General features: G+C 71.4%; 16 protein-coding genes. 13 read left to right on the top strand and 3 right to left on the bottom strand.

The features are described from left to right. The first annotated feature begins 24 nt into the window (after window positions 1-24). The gene (gene hutI / locus ACFYY6_RS16400) at window positions 25-1,197 is read left to right on the top strand and encodes an imidazolonepropionase (RefSeq protein ID WP_351517223.1); all 1,173 of its coding nucleotides are present in this window, start codon (window positions 25-27) and stop codon (window positions 1,195-1,197) included. 282 nt (window positions 1,198-1,479) lie between these two features. Here the strand turns inward: hutI and ACFYY6_RS16395 are convergent, their stop codons facing one another. Further along, complete coding sequence (locus ACFYY6_RS16395) at window positions 1,480-2,487, bottom strand: RNA polymerase sigma factor SigF (RefSeq protein WP_389193676.1); 1,008 nt, start codon at window positions 2,485-2,487, stop codon at window positions 1,480-1,482. Between the two features lie 298 nt (window positions 2,488-2,785). On the opposite strand from ACFYY6_RS16395, the gene ACFYY6_RS16390 reads away from it, so the two are divergent. The 7 genes from ACFYY6_RS16390 to ACFYY6_RS16360 all read left to right on the top strand — a co-directional run bounded on the left by ACFYY6_RS16390 (window position 2,786) and on the right by ACFYY6_RS16360 (window position 9,033). Beyond that, a complete protein-coding gene (locus tag ACFYY6_RS16390; protein WP_351517226.1) occupies window positions 2,786-3,154 on the top strand; it encodes an STAS domain-containing protein in 369 nt (122 codons plus the stop codon). After that, window positions 3,151-3,384: a pentapeptide repeat-containing protein gene (locus ACFYY6_RS16385; RefSeq protein WP_389193674.1), complete on the top strand. Its 234-nt coding sequence runs from the start codon at window positions 3,151-3,153 to the stop codon at window positions 3,382-3,384. The genes ACFYY6_RS16390 and ACFYY6_RS16385 overlap by 4 nt, the downstream gene beginning before the upstream one ends. Window positions 3,385-3,596: 212 nt before the next feature. Then, entirely contained in the window at window positions 3,597-4,112 is a 516-nt protein-coding gene (locus ACFYY6_RS16380) for an ATP-binding protein (RefSeq protein WP_351517230.1), read from the top strand. Window positions 4,113-4,325: 213 nt separating this feature from the next. Beyond that, window positions 4,326-4,994: a peptidase gene (locus ACFYY6_RS16375; RefSeq protein ID WP_351517231.1), complete on the top strand. Its 669-nt coding sequence runs from the start codon at window positions 4,326-4,328 to the stop codon at window positions 4,992-4,994. 327 nt (window positions 4,995-5,321) lie between these two features. Then, a complete protein-coding gene (locus ACFYY6_RS16370; RefSeq protein ID WP_389193671.1) occupies window positions 5,322-6,440 on the top strand; it encodes a hypothetical protein in 1,119 nt (372 codons plus the stop codon). A 62-nt stretch (window positions 6,441-6,502) separates the two neighbouring features. Then, the gene (locus ACFYY6_RS16365) at window positions 6,503-7,609 is read left to right on the top strand and encodes a hypothetical protein (RefSeq protein WP_386606929.1); all 1,107 of its coding nucleotides are present in this window, start codon (window positions 6,503-6,505) and stop codon (window positions 7,607-7,609) included. A 35-nt stretch (window positions 7,610-7,644) separates the two neighbouring features. After that, the gene (locus ACFYY6_RS16360; protein ID WP_389193915.1) at window positions 7,645-9,033 is read left to right on the top strand and encodes a hypothetical protein; all 1,389 of its coding nucleotides are present in this window, start codon (window positions 7,645-7,647) and stop codon (window positions 9,031-9,033) included. Window positions 9,034-9,257: 224 nt separating this feature from the next. Here the strand turns inward: ACFYY6_RS16360 and ACFYY6_RS16355 are convergent, their stop codons facing one another. After that, window positions 9,258-10,748 (bottom strand): peptide MFS transporter, encoded by a 1,491-nt coding sequence (locus tag ACFYY6_RS16355; protein WP_386606931.1) that lies wholly within the window; start codon window positions 10,746-10,748, stop codon window positions 9,258-9,260. Between the two features lie 490 nt (window positions 10,749-11,238). On the opposite strand from ACFYY6_RS16355, the gene ACFYY6_RS16350 reads away from it, so the two are divergent. Beyond that, window positions 11,239-11,916 (top strand): response regulator transcription factor, encoded by a 678-nt coding sequence (locus tag ACFYY6_RS16350; protein ID WP_351525047.1) that lies wholly within the window; start codon window positions 11,239-11,241, stop codon window positions 11,914-11,916. A gap of 76 nt (window positions 11,917-11,992) precedes the next feature. Beyond that, window positions 11,993-13,258 (top strand): ATP-binding protein, encoded by a 1,266-nt coding sequence (locus ACFYY6_RS16345; protein WP_351525048.1) that lies wholly within the window; start codon window positions 11,993-11,995, stop codon window positions 13,256-13,258. 94 nt (window positions 13,259-13,352) lie between these two features. Here the strand turns inward: ACFYY6_RS16345 and ACFYY6_RS16340 are convergent, their stop codons facing one another. After that, window positions 13,353-13,904, bottom strand: a complete 552-nt coding sequence (locus ACFYY6_RS16340) for a GtrA family protein (RefSeq protein ID WP_351624190.1) — start codon at window positions 13,902-13,904, stop codon at window positions 13,353-13,355. A 296-nt stretch (window positions 13,905-14,200) separates the two neighbouring features. On the opposite strand from ACFYY6_RS16340, the gene ACFYY6_RS16335 reads away from it, so the two are divergent. From ACFYY6_RS16335 to ACFYY6_RS16325, 3 genes are all read left to right on the top strand, one after another. Continuing rightward, window positions 14,201-15,340, top strand: coding sequence for a 5-(carboxyamino)imidazole ribonucleotide synthase (locus tag ACFYY6_RS16335; protein ID WP_351525050.1), 1,140 nt, complete (start codon window positions 14,201-14,203; stop codon window positions 15,338-15,340). Then, on the top strand, window positions 15,337-15,876 hold the full coding sequence (gene purE / locus ACFYY6_RS16330) for a 5-(carboxyamino)imidazole ribonucleotide mutase (RefSeq protein ID WP_351525051.1): 540 nt from the start codon (window positions 15,337-15,339) through the stop codon (window positions 15,874-15,876). Before ACFYY6_RS16335 ends, purE begins: the two co-directional genes overlap by 4 nt. Window positions 15,877-15,999: 123 nt before the next feature. Further along, entirely contained in the window at window positions 16,000-17,238 is a 1,239-nt protein-coding gene (locus ACFYY6_RS16325; protein WP_389193912.1) for a dipeptidase, read from the top strand. Window positions 17,239-17,312 lie beyond the last annotated feature (74 nt).

Below are 17,312 nucleotides of genomic sequence, written 5' to 3'. Positions count from 1 at the left end.
ATACAGAAGGAGAGCAGTCGCCCGATGACGACGACCGCCATCACCAACATCGCCGGCCTGGTCACCAACGACCCCTCCCTCGGTACGGATTCCCCCCTGGGCCTGATCCAGGACGCGGCCGTCGTCATCGACGGCGACCGGGTTGTCTGGACCGGTGGATCAAGCAAAGCACCCGCCACTGACAACGCGGTCGACGCGGGCGGCCGGGCCATGATCCCCGGCTTCGTCGACTCCCACTCCCACCTCGTGTTCGCGGGCGACCGCACCGAGGAGTTCAACGCCCGGATGTCCGGCCGCCCCTACAGCGCGGGCGGCATCAGGACCACGGTCGCCGCCACCCGCGCCGCCACCGACGACGAGCTCTCCGCCAACGTCGCCCGCTACCTCGCCGAGGCGCTGCGCCAGGGCACCACCACCTTCGAGACCAAGTCCGGCTACGGCCTCACCGTCGAGGACGAGGCCCGTGCCCTGCGCATCGCCGCCCGGCACACCGAGGAGGTCACCTTCCTCGGCGCCCACGTCGTCCCGGCGGACTACGCCGACGACCCCGCCGGTTACGTCGACCTGGTCACCGGGGCGATGCTCGACGCGTGCGCCCCGTACGCCCGCTGGGTCGACGTCTTCTGCGAGCGGGGCGCCTTCGACGGCGACCAGGCCCGCGCGATCCTCACCGCGGGCCGGGCCAGGGGCCTGCACCCCCGCGTCCACGCCAACCAGCTCGGGCACGGCCCCGGCGTCCAGCTCGCCGTGGAACTCGACGCCGCCTCCGCCGACCACTGCACCCACCTCACCGACGCGGACGTCGACGCCCTCGCCCACGGGAACACCGTCGCCACCCTGCTCCCCGGCGCCGAGTTCTCCACCCGCGCCGCCTGGCCGGACGCCCGCAGACTCCTCGACGCGGGGGCCACCGTCGCTCTCTCCACCGACTGCAACCCCGGCTCGTCGTTCACCTCGTCGCTGCCGTTCTGCATCGCCCTCGCCGTGCGCGACATGGGCATGACCCCGGACGAGGCGGTCTGGTCCGCCACCGCGGGCGGCGCCGCCGCGCTGCGCCGTACGGACATCGGCCGCATCGCCCCCGGTGCCCGCGCAGACCTGGTCCTCCTCGACGCCCCCAGCCATGTCCACCTCGCCTACCGGCCGGGCGTCCCGCTGACCCACGCGGTCTGGCGCCGCGGCGAACGCGTCGTCTGAGCGCCCCGCGCACGCCCCGCCGACCGGCCCCGGACATGCGGAAGGACCCGCCCGTGGCCGGGCGGGTCCTTCCGCCAACGACCTCGCTCACGATGGGCAGTGGGAGAAGGAGCGGTGTCTGGGGCCTTCGCATCCAAGGCGGAGGAGGGAGCCGACGCGGAGCGTCGGCAACTGACGACAACGCCGGAGGCGGAGGTCCCGGACACCGCGACGCCGCTGACAATCGTGGGCGAGGTCGTAAGGGGCCGCGGTGCGCCGTGCGGGCGCGCGGAACGGGCCTGCTCACTCCTCCAGTGTCAGGCCCTTCCGGAGCCTGAACAGCGTGCGGGAGAGCAGGCGCGAGACATGCATCTGGGAGATGCCCAGCTCCTCACCGATCTCCGACTGCGTCATGTTGGCGACGAACCGGAGCGAGAGGATCCTGCGGTCGCGGCAGGGCAGCGAGGCGATCATCGGTTTCAGGGACTCGACGTACTCGATGCCTTCGAGCCCGTGGTCCTCGTAGCCGATGCGGTCCGCCAGCGCGCCCTCGTGCTCGTCCTCCTCGGGCTTGGCGTCCAGTGAGCTCGCGGTGTACGCGTTGCTCGCGGCCATGCCCTCGACGACCTCGTCGTGGCTGATGCCGAGGCGGTCGGCGAGTTCGCCCACAGTCGGTGAGCGGTCCAGCTGCTGGGCGAGCTCGTCGCCCGCCTTGGCCAGGTCGAGCCGCAGCTCCTGAAGGCGGCGCGGGACGCGCACGGACCAACTGGTGTCGCGGAAGAAGCGCTTGATCTCGCCGACGATGGTCGGCATCGCGAACGTCGGGAACTCCACGCCCCGGCTGAGCTCGAAGCGGTCGATCGCCTTGATCAGGCCGATGGTGCCGACCTGGATGATGTCCTCCATCGGTTCGCTGCGGGAGCGGAACCGGGAGGCGGCGAACTTGACCAGGGCCAGGTTCAGTTCGACAAGGGTGTTGCGGACGTACGAGTACTCGTGGGTGCCCTCTTCGAGGGATTCGAGCCGCTCGAAGAGCGTCTTCGACAGGGCCCTGGCGTCCAGCGGCTCCACCTCGTCGAACGGCGGGATCTCGGGAAGTCCTTCGAGGCCGTCGGTGACGCGGTGGGGAGCGGCGGACCGGTGGTCGACGCGGTCGGTCCCGCTGCCGTCGACGGCGTCCGCGGTGCTGTCGGTGCTGTCGTCGCGCGTGCCGTTGGTGGCGATCGCGGCAGGGGAGTCTGAGTGGGTCGGTCCCACAGAAGGTGCTGACGTCGCGTCGGGGGTACGCGGTTCGTCGAGCCGGGGTGACATGGGTCTCCTCCATCGTTCTCGGCATATGGCTGCCGATGCCCATACGTGTTCCTGCGGTGAAGCGGCGCCTCCGAAGCCGTTCGTGTTTGCGGGTGTCCCTCTACCCTTACCCGGTTCGGATGGAGAGTTACAAGCGCCAATTGATGCTATATGTCCGAATTGTTGAGGTCTTCGGCTACCGCGTGGCGTACGGAACGCGTACTGTTTCAAGGACGTCGACGACGACTACGACGAATCTGCGCACGCGGAGATGCGAGCAGTGACCGCAGGCAGCGACGAACGGCGAAGAGGGACGGGCATGGACCGCGGGACGGTCGGCAGTGCGAACCGGGGTCGGCTTCAGGTCGAGACCCGCACCGAGGAAGACAGCGAAATCGTGACGCCGGTGGGTGAGCTGGATCACCACACGGCCGATCTGCTGCGGGAACCCCTGGAGAGCGCGGTCGAGCAGGGGCGTGCGCGCCTGGTGATCGACTGCTCGCGACTCGAATTCTGTGATTCCACCGGGCTCAACGTGCTGCTCGGTGCCCGGCTCAAGGCGGAGGCGGCCGGGGGAGGGGTCCATCTGGCCGGCATGCGGCCGGTGGTGGCGCGGGTCTTCGAGATCACCGGGGCCGAGGCGGTCTTCACCGTCCACGACTCCCTGGATGCGGCCCTGGGCAAGTGACCGCGGGGCGGGGCCGTCGGCGGAGTGTGTTCCCTGACGCGTCCTTCCGCCGGGTGTCGTTCCGTGATGTGTCGTTCCGTGATGTGTCGCTCCGCGGTGCCGTATTCCGCGGTGTTGTGTTCCACGGCGTGCCCTTCCGCGGTGTACCTGTCCACGGTGTGCGTGATGTGATACGTGCCACGGGGCCTCGGGGGGATTCATGTGTTGCCAGTGTCACGCGGTCCGCGTGAACGAAATGGGTGTTGTCACGATTCGGCCGGGCAGAAGACCCCTGGCGAAGCGGTACATGGCCTCGCGCACGGCATACGTGTAGGTGCTGCGGCCGTAGGTGCTGTATTTCTACGTGCTGTATCTCTCTGTATCCGTACGTGCTGCGACCGCTCGTGCTCGGTACTTGTAACTGTTCGATGGCGACATGGTGAATCGGTGAGGTGAAGCGCTGATGAGCACCACCCGGCAGCATCCGCCGGGCGACCTCGGCCGCGAGCCGGAGGGCGCCGGCGTGGACGCGGACGCGGGCGCCGGAGTGGCTTCCTCCGATCCGGCCGGACGGCAGTGGCGCACGTTGTCGCTGCGGGGGGTGGCCGGCGTCGTGCCGACGGCTCGCGACTTCGCCCGCCAGGCGCTCCACGAATGGGGCTGGCTGCCCGCGTCGAGCGCGGACGGACGGGCCGCCGCCGAGGACGTCCTGCTGGTCGTCTCCGAACTCGTCACCAACGCCTGCCTGCACGCGGACGGCCCGGAGGAGATCCGTATCGCCTGCGCGGCGAAGGTGCTGCGGGTGGAGGTCGTCGACGCGGGCGCCGGACAGCCCGCGCCGCGAACTCCGCACCGGGCCGGACGGCCTGGCGGGCACGGCATGTTCATCGTTCAGCGGCTCTGTCTGGACTGGGGCGTGCTGCGGGTGCCGGGGCGGCCAGGCAAGACGGTCTGGGCGGAACTGGCCGCCCCCGCCTGAGGCCGTGACGAGGCGGAAGCCGCCGGGTCGTCAGGTCTCCGCGGCGTTACGGGCCCCGCATCCGCACGACGAGAGCGCGCCGGATCGGCGCGCTCTTTGTCTTCCCTCCACAAGGCCCCCGGCGTACCTTGAGCGCCAATCTGATGTGTCGTCAGTAACTTGCGTCGAGTCGGAGACGACGCGCGGCGACTTCCGGCATGAGGGGAAGACAAGGTGTCCTACCAGAAGCGAGCAGCTCTCGCGCTGGCGTCCGCGCTGGCGGGCACGGTGGTGCTGATGGCCGCACCCGCCGCCCACGCCACGGTCGTCGACGTCGACTACCGGTGCAAGACCCCGATCGGTGACAAGGGGGCCGTGTCTCCCATCGACATCAAGGGCGTCAGGAGCGCCGGTGGTTACCGGCTCACGATGTCCTTCCAGAAGGGCGTGTCGTCCAGCCCCGTCGAACTCGGCAAGGGCGCGATGAACCCCAGCGCGGTGATCAAGGTGAGCGGGGCCGACCAGGGAGAGGTCCAGATGTCCGGGCCGCCGAACGCCGCGGCCATCCCCGCCAACTCCCCCATCAAGATCGGCGACTTGTCGGGCACGTACACCCCGAAGAAGAGCGGCAAGGTCGACTTCACCGCCGGTGTGCTCACCATCAAGGCGCTCGGTACGACCACGACCTGCACACCTTCCAACAGCCCGGGGCCCTCGCTCAGACTCGATGTGACGGCTGCGGGAAACGCGGGGAACTCCCCTGACAACGGTGGCCAGTTGCCGAAGACCGGGCCGCTCGACTCGGCGACGGCGCTCGGCATGCTCGGCGGCACCGTGCTGCTGACCGGTGCGGCCGGGGTGCTCTGGCTGACCCGGCGCGGGCAGGGAGCCGTCGGCCGCTAGGGCCGGGAGCGGCACTAGCGCCGTGACCGGCAAGGTTTGCCTGGAAGGGGCGTCGTCCGGCAGTTCGCTCACCGGTCCTGGCGCCGTGACCAGCGAACGTGGCCGGGAAGGCACCAGCGCCTCACCCGGTCGAGCCAGTCGCCCCGAGGGCTGCTCCGTCATCCGTGGCGGGCGCCCGACGACAGCCGCGGCACTTCGCCGCGTTGTCGGAACACCCGCATACATCCAGTACGCGGGCGCCCCTTCGCCTTGCGACGCACCACGTCCGACGCCGCGCGCTGATCCGCCACGGATGACGGGACAGCCCTTCGGCACCAGGGAGCCGCCATGCCGTCGTCGACCGGCCACGCCGCCCGACTCGCCCTCGCCGTACTGCTGTTCACCCTCGCCACGGTCCCGGCGGCCGGTGCGCAACCGCGCACACCGGCCGCGCCGCCGACCACGCCGGCGGGCGCCACCGCCTGGACGGCGCGGCCCGTGGCGGGCGGGTCCGGGGCGGGCGGCACAGGGAAGGGCGCGGGCAGGTCGTACTTCTACCTGGAGGGGCAGCCCGGAGCCGTCCTCCAGGACCGGCTCTCCGTCACCAACCCCGGCACGGCCCCGGTCACGGTACGGCTGCGCGGCGTCGACACCTACCGCGCCGAGGACGGCGGCCGTGCGGTACGCGACGGGGGCAAGCCCACCGCCGGAAGCGGGACCGGGCCCGGAGGCAGGGCCGGGAACGGCGCGCACGTCGGCGTGGGCGCCTGGCTGCGGACCGCCGCCGCGAAGGTGGTCGTGCCCGCCCGCACCCGCGCCGAGGTGCCGTTCTCCGTCACGGTGCCGACGGGCTCGGCGCCCGGTGAACGCTCCGGTGCGATCGTCGCGGAGAACGGGGGCCGTTCGGTGGGCGTACCGGTGCGACTGCGCGTCGGCGGGCCGACGTTGGCGGCGCTCACCGTCGAGGACGTCACCGTGTCCGGGAAAGCCGTCCACTACACGCTGGTCAACCGCGGCAACACCCTTCTGGTCCCGCGGATCACCGTGAGCGCCGACGGGGTGTTCGGGCCGCTGCTGCGGCGCGGCACCCGCACGCTGCCGGTGGAGCTGGCGCCCGGACGGAGCGTCACGCTCACCGAACCGTGGCGGGACGCCCCGGCCCTCGACTCGGTGACGGTACGGCTGCGCGTCACGGCGGCCGGCGGCGCGCACGACGAGGCATCGGCGCGCGCCCGCTTCGTCTCCTGGGCACCGCTGACGGGCGGGGCGCTGCCGCTCCTGGCCGCCGCGGCGGCGTACACGTACCGGCGGCGACGCGGGCAACGGCGTCCGTGGGGCGGGCGGCAGCGCACAGGCGCACCGGCCCCGGCCCCGTACGAGGCCGGTTCGCCCGGACGGCCTCCGGGCGGCCGACGGGCTTGTGACACACGCCGATTGACGAAGACGGGAACGGGAGGGGAATCGTGACCGGACGGGCCGGACCGGCGACACCTGGGGATCACCGGAGGGGCGGGCACCGGTGGGGTGGCGTGGCGCTCCTCGCGCTGCTTCCCTTCCTGCTGGTGCTCCCCACGGCTTCCGCGGCGACCGGGGCGGGCGGCAGCGCGGAGGCGAAACCCGCGGTCACCCTCTCCGAGCGGCAGGCGGGCAAGGGCGGGGACATCACCGTCAAGGGCAGCGGATGGCGTCCCGGCGCACTGCTGATGATGCTGGTCTGCGGCCGGTCCGCACCGGAACGCGGCGTGATCGGCGGCACCAACTCCTGTGCCAACGCCGAGGGCCGTGCCGTCACCACCGGGGCCGACGGCGGCTTCACCAAGAAGTTGCCGGTGGCCGAGCCGCCCGTGCCGTGTCCGTGCGTGGTGCACGTCGCCACCGTGACCGGTGAACAGGAGGCCGCCGACGCCGTGTTCGTGGTGGCCGGGCATCCGGTCGCCGCGCTGCCGAAGGAGACCGGCGGCAGGCTCGCGGTGCTGGCCGCCACCCGGCTGGAGGGTGACAGCGGAATCCTCACGTGGTTCGGCGCGCCGCCCGCCCGGCGCCTGGTCTTCACCGTGGGCAACCTCGGCACCGCCCCGGTCGAGGACCCGGTCTTCCGGATCGGCACCGCACACGGCGTGTTCGCCCCCCAGTGGGAGGAACGGGAGTGGCGCGGCACCGTCGGGCCCGGCCGCAAGGCGCGGATCGAGCTGCCGGTCGAACTGGCGGCGGGTGCCCACGGCGACTACCAGATCTCGCTGGAGTACGGCGGCAAGGTGCTGGCGGAGCAGCCGTGGGGGGTCGGCCGCCCCTGGGGTGTCACCCTCTTCTGGGTCCTGCTCTGCGTGGTGGTGCCGGCCGCCGTGTTCCGGATCGGCATGGCGGTCGTCGACAAGGTACGGCCCCGCCCCTCGCGCGCCCCGGCCCGCTCCCGGCGCCGCCGCCCGGCGCGTACGACCGGCCCGGCCAAGGGCGCACGAGCGCCGCGCCGCGTGCCGGGTCCCGGGCCGGACTCCGCGGACGCGCCCGCATCCGAGCCCGCGGCGGAGCACGCGTCCGCCTCCGGGCCCTCGCCCACCACCACGGCGGCGCTGCCGTGGTTCGCACCGGATTCCGCACCGTCGGACAACACATCGACGACGAAGGGACATTCGTGAGTACGCAACGGAGAACGGTCGCGGCGGGAGTCGCGATGATGCTCGGCGGCGCGGGCATGCTGATGGCCGCGAGTCCGGCCCGGGCCGCCGACATCTCGTACCGGACGGAGTGCATGCCCCCGCCCATCTCCGGCCTGCCGCCCGTGCAGGGCACCACCGTGGTGCAACTGACGGCGCCCGCGGAGGCCAAGGTCGGGGACACCGTCGAGGTGGTGTGGAAGACGGTCCAGGCCGCCTCCAAGAACCCCGACATACTCGACCTGGACAAGGACACGGTCAAACCGACCGGCACCGTCAAGGTGGGCGGCGCGGCCACCGGCACCCTGACCATGGAGGGGCCGCGTCAGAACCCGCCGATCCCGAAGAACAGCGCCATGATCCTGCCCGACATGAAGGGCACGCTGAAGCTGGAGAAGGCCGGTGAGATCACGCTCACCCCGGACGCGTACGCCATCAACGTCTCCAAGCCGCTCTCCACGGACACCAAGTGCACCCCCGAGGAGACGGTGCGGCCGGGCGCGACCATCAAGGTCACGGACGGCGGCTCGGGCACCACGGCGGGCGGCACGACCAGCGGTTCCACGAGCGGGACCACCGGTGGCACGACGAGCGGCACGACGAGTGGTTCCACCTCCGGCTCCACCACGGCGGGCGGTACGACCTCGTCCGGGACGTCCTCCGGCACCGCCTCCGGCACCTCCGCCGGGACGTCCACCGCGGGCGGCTCCACCTCGGGCTCCGGGGGCGGCGGCGGACAGACGGACTTCCCCGGCAAGGAGGTCGCCGTCCAGTTCGCCTGTACGTCCCCCGGCCCCGCCGCCATCTCCTCCAAGGTGACGATCGACGCCAGGAAGAACGGCGGCGGCTACGCGCTGACGGTCAGGACCGCCAAGGGCGTGATGGACAGTCCGGCCGCGTTGCCCGCCGGTGCGCTCAAGCCCTCGATGGACGTCGTCGTCGCGGGCGCGGACAAGGGTTCGGTGAAGGTCACGGGACCCGCCAACGCCGAACCGCTGGAGCAGGGAAAGCCGGTCGACCTGCCGAACATGACCGGTACGTACAAGCCGGGTGCCACCGGGAAGTCCACGCTCGGCCCCGGCACCCTGACCATCGACGTCACCCTGGGAGCCTCGAAGATCAGCATCCCGTGCAAGGTCAAGGGGGCGGCGACCCCGTCGCTGGAACTCGACACCACGGCTCAGGAGGGCGGGGTCTCCGGCTCGACCACCTCGGGTTCCTCGGGGTCCGGGAGCTCCGCCGGCACCACGTCCGGCGCCGCGGGTTCCGGCGGCGGGCTGGCGGCCACCGGGGCCGAGGACCAGGGCACGCTGCGGGCGCTCGGTCTGGTCGCGGGGACGGCGATCCTGCTGGGCGGCGCCGTGTTCACCTTCACCCCGTGGCGCAGGCTGCGCGGCACCAGGTGAGCCGCCCCGCACGGCACGGGGTGTGACCGCGCGCCGGACATGACCCGGCCCGTCGGCCACGACCTTCCGGCGGGCGGACACGACCGTGTCGTACGTCGTACGCGCACCGCGGCGGCGTACGACGCGAGGGCCGTCGCACCGGCATCGGCGGTGCGACGGCCCTCGTCGTGGAGCCGTGCGGTCGTCGGACGGTGCTCACCCTCCGACGACCCGCGGTCGCGGTGTCAGCGCACGTCGCCCATGAGCTGCGAGACCTTCTTGCGGTACATCCAGATGGAGATTCCCGCGACGAGCGCGAGGGTCGCCTCCAGACCCACGATGCCGGTCTTGTTCAGGTTGACGCCCGCCAGGGACAGCAGGCTGGTGGTGCAGTCGCCCGCGGTGACGGCGAGGAACCAGACACCCATCATCTGGCTGCCGTACTTCGCCGGGGCCATCTTCGTGGTGACCGACAGGCCGACCGGGGAGAGGCAGAGCTCACCGACGGTCTGCAGGAAGTAGATCGACACCAGCCACATCGGGCTGACCTTGTCGCCGTCCGACGTCATGGTCAGCGGCAGCATGAAGACGAGGAAGGAGACGCCGACCAGGAAGAGACCCGAGCCGAACTTGACGACCGTGCTCGGCTCCTTGCCCCGCCGGTTCAGCGCCAGCCATATCCAGGCGACGACCGGGGCCAGCGCCATGATGATGACGGGGTTGATCGTCTGGTACCAGGACGTCGGGAAGTGCAGCCCCAGCACGCTGTTGGTCGTGGACGACTCACCGAAGAGCGAGAGGGTGGAACCGCCCTGGTCGTAGATCATCCAGAACACGGCCGCGGCGACGAAGAACCAGATGTACCCGGACATCTTCGACTGCTCGGTCTTCGTCAGCTCCCGGTCGCGCTTGATCCGCACCAGCACGGCGACCGGGATGATCAGACCGGCGACAGTGATCGGGACGAGCGCCCAGTTCAGCGTGTACACATCGGTGGCGACCAGCACGCCGTAGAAGACGACGGCGGCGACCAGCCACAGCAGGCCCTTGCGCAGCGTCGAGGCCCGCTCCGCGGCCGACAGCGGCTCCGGCACGACGCTGCTGCGGGGGCTCAGGTGGCGCGTACCGATGAGGAACTGGATCAGGCCCAGCCCCATGCCGGCCGCGGCGAGGGCGAACCCGAGGTGCCAGTTCACCTTCTCGCCGATCGTGCCGATGACCAGCGGCGCGGCGAAGGCACCGAGGTTGATGCCCATGTAGAAGACGGTGAAGCCGCCGTCTCGGCGCGGGTCGTCGGGGCCGTCGTAGAGGTGGCCGACCATCGTCGAGATGTTGGCCTTCAGCAGACCGGAGCCGAGCGCCACCAGCGCCAGACCGGCGAAGAACGAACCGGAACCCGGCAGGGCCAGGGTGAGATGTCCCACCATGATGACCGAGGCCGCGACGGTCACCGTCCTGCGCGGGCCCCAGACCCGGTCGCCGAACCAGCCGCCGGGCATGGCGAGCAGGTACACCATCGCCATGTAGATGGAGTAGATCGCGGTGGCCGTGGTCACGTTCATGTCCAGGCCGGAGCCGGAGACCAGATACAGCGGAAGCAGGGCCCGCATGCCGTAGAAGCTGAAGCGCTCCCACATCTCGGTCATGAAGAGAGTGGCCAGGCCGCGGGGGTGGCCGAAGAAGGTCTTCTCGGATCCAGGAGTACTGGCCGGGTCCTTCGTCAGGCTGGACGCCATGGTCGATCCTTGCGTGCTCGGGACGCGACGCCTCGTGAGCGTGACGCGCCCGGTGGGGGGAGGCCGGCACCGACCCGGCCGAGAGTCCCACCCCACGCCTGACAGGGATTCGTCCCGGCGCCGGACTCACCGAGGAGCCGACCCACGGGGACGGGGACCGACCGCATCGGGATCCACGCCCGGTGCGCATGTGTCGCTCCGGGCCCGGCCACAGGTCGTTCACTGCAGTCACGACTGGCGGGGTACCAGCCGGCAGAACAAAAGAGACCCTCGGCGCTAAAAGCTGCCCAAGGGTCCTTGAGTCGTGCAACAGGCGTCGAGCCACCATACGCCACGACAGAGTCCGAAATGAATGGACTTGAGAGATGGATCACAGGCGAAGGCGGGATTACGCTCTCACATTCGAAGGTTCGCGCTCGCTTTCCGGACCGGCCCGCAGGGCTTTTCGATCACCTCACGACAGCCGTCCCGCGCGGACTACCATCACTGCATGACCCGTGTACTGCTCGCCGAGGACGACGCGTCCATCTCGGAGCCACTGGCCCGCGCTCTGCGTCGGGAGGGTTACGAGGTCGAGGTCCGTGAGGACGGTCCGACCGCATTCGACGCCGGTCTCCAGGGCGGGATCGACCTGGTCGTACTCGACCTGGGCCTGCCCGGGATGGACGGCCTCGAAGTCGCCCGCAGACTCCGTGCCGAGGGCCACACCGTGCCGATCCTGGTGCTGACCGCACGCGCCGACGAGGTGGACACCGTCGTCGGACTGGACGCCGGCGCCGACGACTACGTGACCAAGCCCTTCCGCCTGGCCGAACTGCTCGCCCGCGTCCGGGCCCTGCTGCGCCGCGGCGCGGCCGAGTCCGCGCCGCAGCCCGCCACCCACGGCGTCCGGATCGACGTCGAGTCGCACCGGGCGTGGATGGGCGACGAGGAACTCCAGCTCACGGCCAAGGAGTTCGACCTGTTGCGGGTCCTGGTCCGCGACGCCGGCCGGGTCGTCACCCGCGACCAGCTGATGCGCGAGGTCTGGGACACCACCTGGTGGTCGTCGACCAAGACCCTCGACATGCACATCTCCTGGCTCCGCAAGAAGCTCGGCGACGACGCGGCCAACCCCCGCTACATCGCGACCGTACGGGGCGTCGGCTTCCGCTTCGAGAAGAGCTGACGCGGGGCGGGGCTGACGCGGGCCGAGCCGACCCGCGACCAGCCGACCCACGACGAGCCGAACCACAGAGGCCCCCATGCGCCGAAGACTCATCAACTCCACACTCGCCGTGGTGCTCGTGGTGATCGCCGTCTTCGGCGTCTCCCTCGTCATCGTCGAGAGCCGCACCATCAGCAACAGCGCCCAGGAGAGCGTCGACTCCGAGGCACTGCGGCTGATCAGCGTCGTCGAGAGCCGGATACTGGGGGCCGAGCGGATCAACCCCGAGCTGCTGGGCCAGCAGCTCTCCGGCAACCGCTACGCACTGGTCGACATTCCCGGCCGTGCCCCGATCGAAGTGGGCACCCGCCCGGCGGGCAGCGTGATCAGCGGCAAGGCCGAGGGGGTGCACGGCGAGCGCGTCGTCGTCGAGGAGTCCAGCTCCGCCGTCACCCGTGAGGTCGGCCGCACCCTGGTGATCATCGGGGCGGTGGCGCTGCTGGCCATCGTGTCGGCCGTGCTCCTCGCCGTACGCCAGGCCAACAGGCTGGCCTCACCGCTGACCGACCTCGCGGAGACCGCCGAGCGCCTGGGCTCCGGCGACCCGCGCCCGCGCCACAAGCGGTACGGGGTGCCGGAGCTGGACCGGGTCGCCGACGTCCTGGACGCCTCGGCCGAGCGGATCGCCCGGATGCTGACGGCGGAACGCCGGCTGGCGGCGGACGCCTCGCACCAGCTCCGTACGCCGCTGACCGCGCTCTCCATGCGGATCGAGGAGATCTCCGTCACCGACGACCCGGAGACGGTGAAGGAGGAGGCGAACATCGCCCTCACCCAGGTCGAGCGGCTCACCGACGTGGTGGAACGGCTGCTGACCAACGCCCGCGACCCGCGTACCGGCTCCGCCGTCGTCTTCGACCTCGACGAGGTCGTCAAGCAGCAGATCGAGGAGTGGCGCCCGGCCTACCGGGGCGAGGGCCGGGCCATCGTCCGGTCCGGGAAACAGGGGCTGCGGGCCGTCGGCACCCCCGGCGCGGTCGCCCAGGTGCTGGCCGCGCTGATCGAGAACTCGCTGATGCACGGCGGCGGCACGGTCGCGCTGCGCACCCGCGTCACCGGCAACCAGGTGGTCATCGAGGTCACGGACGAGGGTCCGGGCGTACCGCCCGACCTGGGCGCCCGGATCTTCGAGCGGACGATCAGCGGCCGCAACTCCACCGGGATCGGCCTCGCCGTGGCACGGGACCTCGCGGAGGCGGACGGGGGCCGGCTCGAACTGCTCCAGCAGCAGCCGCCGGTCTTCGCGCTGTTCCTCAGCCGGGTGGCCCTGAAGCGGCAGGAGCCGGAACGCCCGGTGCGCTGAACCGTACGGCGGGGCTGGACCGTACGACGGGGGCCGAGTCGTACGCGGAGGGCGGTGACGTAGGAAGAGGCCGGTGGGTACCGGCTCCGTGACGTCAGCGGCGTGCTGATTCGGCCTCGACGCGCGACGCCCGCTCGCTGCGTCGTTCCTGCTTCAGGAAACCCTCCAGGGCCTCCGCCGCCGCGGGCTCGGCGGGCCCGGCGGGCTCCGGTGCGGGGAGCGCCTTGAAGACCCACGTCCGGTAGGACCAGAAGCGGAACAGCGTCGCGATGCCGATGCCGAGGATCTTGAAGACATTGCTCTGGAGCGGGGTGTCCCAGCCGAAGCCGTACGTCGCCACGTACAGCACGCCGTTCTCGATGACCGCGCCCACGCCACTGAACAGCAGGAACAGCGTCAGCTCCCGGGTCCGGCCGGTCTTGTCGCGGTCGCGGTACGTCCAGTAGCGGAAGCCGACGTAGTTGAAGAGGATGGCGATGAACGTGGCCAGCAGTCCGGCCCGCACCACCTGGAGTTCCGTGGTGCGCCAGAGCAGGTTCGACACCGCGATGTTGACCACCAGGCCGAGTGCGCCGACCGTGCCGAACTTGGCGACTTCCCGGGCCAGCTGATCCAGCCGGGTTCGCAGTGCGCCCCGTTCGCTCATGGTGATCGCTCAGCCTGTCTGTCGGTTACGTCAACCCGGTCATGCTAGCGACCCCTTTCGCGGGGCGCCCGGGGATGTCCGGACAGAAGCGGCCGGACGGGGACGGGGGGCGACGGGCAGGAAGAGGAGTGGTGACGGACGGGCGGACGGACGGTGCCGAGCGCGGGGACGGGTGTGGGGACGGACACACCGGACGGGGACGGGGACGAGTTCGACGAGGAGCGGCTCGCCCCGGCCGACAGGGCGCGCGGAGGCCGTCGTCGGGCGACCACCGGGGCGCCGGATACCCTGGACGGGTGACGTTCCCGGTAGTCGGCATGGTCGGCGGCGGTCAGCTCGCCCGTATGACCCACGAGGCGGGCATCCCCCTCGGCATCAAGTTCAAGCTCCTCAGCGACACCCCTCAGGACTCGGCGGCCCAGGTGGTGAACGAAGTCGTCGTCGGCGACTATCGCGACCTGGACACGCTGCGTGCCTTCGCGCGCGGTTGTGACGTGATCACCTTCGATCACGAGCACGTACCGACCGAACACCTGCGGGCCCTGGAGGCGGACGGCATACCCGTGCGTCCCGGCCCCGACGCGCTGGTGCACGCCCAGGACAAGGGGGTGATGCGCGCGAAGCTCGACGCGATCGGCGCGCCCTGCCCCCGCCACCGCATCGTGACGGACCCGGCGGACGCCGCGGTGTTCGCGGCCGAGGCCGGAGGCTTCCCCATCGTCCTCAAGACCGTGCGCGGCGGCTACGACGGCAAGGGCGTCTGGGTGGTCCGCTCCGAGGCCGACGCGGCCGAGCCCTTCCGGGCCGGGGTCCCGGTCCTCGCCGAGGAGAAGGTCGACTTCGTACGGGAACTGGCGGCCAACATCGTCCGCTCGCCGCACGGCCAGGCCGTCGCCTACCCGGTCGTCGAGTCGATCCAGGTCGACGGGGTCTGTGACACGGTCATCGCCCCGGCGCCCGAGCTGGACGAGCGGCTGGCCGGCGAGGCCCAGCAGCTCGCGCTCCGGATCGCCGCCGAACTCGGCGTCGTCGGTCATCTGGCCGTCGAACTCTTCGAGACGCGCGACGGCCGCATCCTCGTCAACGAGCTCGCGATGCGCCCGCACAACTCCGGCCACTGGACCCAGGACGGCGCGATCACCTCGCAGTTCGCCAACCACGTGCGGGCCGTTCTCGACCTGCCGCTCGGCGATCCGCGCCCCCGCGCCCCCTGGACGGTCATGTGCAACGTCCTCGGCGGTGACTATCCGGACATGTACCAGGGCTACCTGCACTGCATGGCCCGCGACCCGGAGCTCAAGATCCACATGTACGGCAAGGACGTGAAGCCCGGCCGCAAGGTCGGACACGTCAACACCTACGGCGACGACCTGGCGGACGTGCGCGAGCGCGCCCGGCACGCGGCCGACTACCTGCGAGGAACGATCACCGAATGACCCCTCCCGCCACCGCCGCGCCGGTCGTCGGCATCGTCATGGGCTCGGACTCCGACTGGCCCGTCATGGAGGCCGCGGCCAAGGCCCTCGACGAGTTCGAGATCCCCTACGAGGTCGACGTCGTCTCCGCCCACCGCATGCCGCGCGAGATGGTCGCGTACGGCGAGGAGGCGGCCGACCGGGGCCTCAAGGCGATCATCGCGGGCGCGGGCGGCGCCGCCCACCTGCCCGGAATGCTCGCCTCCGTCACCCCGCTGCCGGTGATCGGGGTGCCGGTCCCGCTGAAGTACCTGGACGGCATGGACAGCCTGCTCTCCATCGTCCAGATGCCCGCCGGTGTCCCCGTCGCGACCGTCTCCGTCGGCGGCGCGCGCAACGCGGGCCTGCTCGCCGCGCGCATCCTCGCCGCCCACGACGCCGACCTGCTGGCCCGCATGCGCGAGTTCCAGCAGGAGCTGAACGACCAGGCGACGGAGAAGGGCAAGCGGCTGCGCGCCAAGGTCGAGGGCTCCGACTCCTTCGGCTTCGGGAAGTAGCCTGCCGCGGAGCGGTGGCAGGGCGTGGAGGAACCGCGGAGCACAGAGGAACCGCGGAGCACAGAGGAACAGCAGAGTGCGGAGGAGCGGCGGCTCGTGGAGCGGCGGCTCGGGGAGGAGCTGATGGTGGAGGAGCTGATCGTGGCGGAGCGTCGGTCCGACGAACGGCAGCTGGAACGAGCGAGGGAACTCCTCGCCGAGCACCCCGTCGTCGACGGACACAACGACCTGCCGTGGGCGCTGCGCGAGCAGGTCCGTTACGACCTGGATGCCCGGGATATCGCCACCGACCAGTCCGCCCACCTGCACACCGACATCCCCCGGCTGCGCGCCGGGGGCGTCGGCGCCCAGTTCTGGTCGGTCTACGTACAGTCCGACATGGCGGGCGACGAGGCCGTCAGCGCCACCCTCGAACAGATCGACGTCGTCGCCGAGCTGCTGGCCCGCCACCCCGCCGACCTGCGGCGCGCCCTGACCGCCGACGAGATGGAGGCGGCCCGGACCGAGGGCCGCATCGCCTCCCTGATGGGTGCGGAGGGCGGCCACTCCATCAACAACTCGCTCGGCACCCTGCGGGGGCTGTACGCGCTCGGCGTCCGGTACATGACGCTCACCCACAACGACAACATCGCGTGGGCGGACTCGGCGACCGACGAACCGGGCGTAGGCGGTCTCTCGCCGTTCGGCCACGAAGTCGTACGGGAGATGAACCGCACCGGCATGCTCGTCGATCTCTCGCACGTGGCGGCCACGACCATGCGCGACGCGCTCGACACCTCCGTGGCGCCGGTGATGTTCTCGCACTCCTCCTCGCGCGCGATCTGCGACCACCCGCGCAACATCCCCGACGACGTGCTCGAACGGCTCCCGGCCAACGGCGGCATCGCCATGGCCACCTTCGTGCCGAAGTTCGTCCTCCCAGAGGCCGTCGCCTGGACCGAGGCCGCGGACGCGAACCTGCGCGCCCACGGTCTGCACCACCTCGACACCAGTGCGCGGGCCATGGAGCTCCACGCCGCGTTCGAGGCGGCCAACCCGCGCCCGGTGGCCACCGCGGCGACCATCGCCGACCACCTCGACCACATGCGCGAGGTCGCCGGGATCGACCACATCGGCATCGGCGGCGACTACGACGGCACGGCCTTCCTCCCGGACGGCCTCCAGGACGTCTCCGGCTACCCGAACCTGATCGCGGAACTGCTCGGCCGCGGCTGGTCCACCGCCGACCTCGCCAAGCTCACCTGGCGGAACGCGGTGCGGGTCCTGCGCGACGCCGAGGCCGTGGCGCGCGACCTGAGCGCCCGCCGGGGCCCGTCGCACGCGACCATCGAGCAGCTGGACACACCGGCCCAGGCCGGCTGAGCGGCCGGAACCGGCGAGTGCGGGGCGCCCCGGGGGGCACCCCGCACTTCGTCGTTCAGGCCCCGGGCCGTCGT

Origin of the sequence: Streptomyces sp. NPDC001750 (assembly GCF_042892615.1) — a bacterium.
Taxonomy (GTDB): Bacteria; Actinomycetota; Actinomycetes; order Streptomycetales; family Streptomycetaceae; genus Streptomyces.
This window is presented reverse-complemented; position numbering and strand designations above follow the sequence as displayed.

Coding starts and splice junctions, on each gene's coding strand:
- hutI (WP_351517223.1), top strand. CDS start 25: ATGACGACGACCGCCATCACCAACATCGCCGGCCTGGTCACCAACGAC.
- ACFYY6_RS16395 (WP_389193676.1), bottom strand. CDS start 2,487: ATGTCACCCCGGCTCGACGAACCGCGTACCCCCGACGCGACGTCAGCA.
- ACFYY6_RS16390 (WP_351517226.1), top strand. CDS start 2,786: ATGGACCGCGGGACGGTCGGCAGTGCGAACCGGGGTCGGCTTCAGGTC.
- ACFYY6_RS16380 (WP_351517230.1), top strand. CDS start 3,597: ATGAGCACCACCCGGCAGCATCCGCCGGGCGACCTCGGCCGCGAGCCG.
- ACFYY6_RS16370 (WP_389193671.1), top strand. CDS start 5,322: ATGCCGTCGTCGACCGGCCACGCCGCCCGACTCGCCCTCGCCGTACTG.
- ACFYY6_RS16360 (WP_389193915.1), top strand. CDS start 7,645: ATGATGCTCGGCGGCGCGGGCATGCTGATGGCCGCGAGTCCGGCCCGG.
- ACFYY6_RS16355 (WP_386606931.1), bottom strand. CDS start 10,748: ATGGCGTCCAGCCTGACGAAGGACCCGGCCAGTACTCCTGGATCCGAG.
- ACFYY6_RS16350 (WP_351525047.1), top strand. CDS start 11,239: ATGACCCGTGTACTGCTCGCCGAGGACGACGCGTCCATCTCGGAGCCA.
- ACFYY6_RS16345 (WP_351525048.1), top strand. CDS start 11,993: ATGCGCCGAAGACTCATCAACTCCACACTCGCCGTGGTGCTCGTGGTG.
- ACFYY6_RS16340 (WP_351624190.1), bottom strand. CDS start 13,904: ATGAGCGAACGGGGCGCACTGCGAACCCGGCTGGATCAGCTGGCCCGG.
- purE (WP_351525051.1), top strand. CDS start 15,337: ATGACCCCTCCCGCCACCGCCGCGCCGGTCGTCGGCATCGTCATGGGC.
- ACFYY6_RS16325 (WP_389193912.1), top strand. CDS start 16,000: ATGGTGGAGGAGCTGATCGTGGCGGAGCGTCGGTCCGACGAACGGCAG.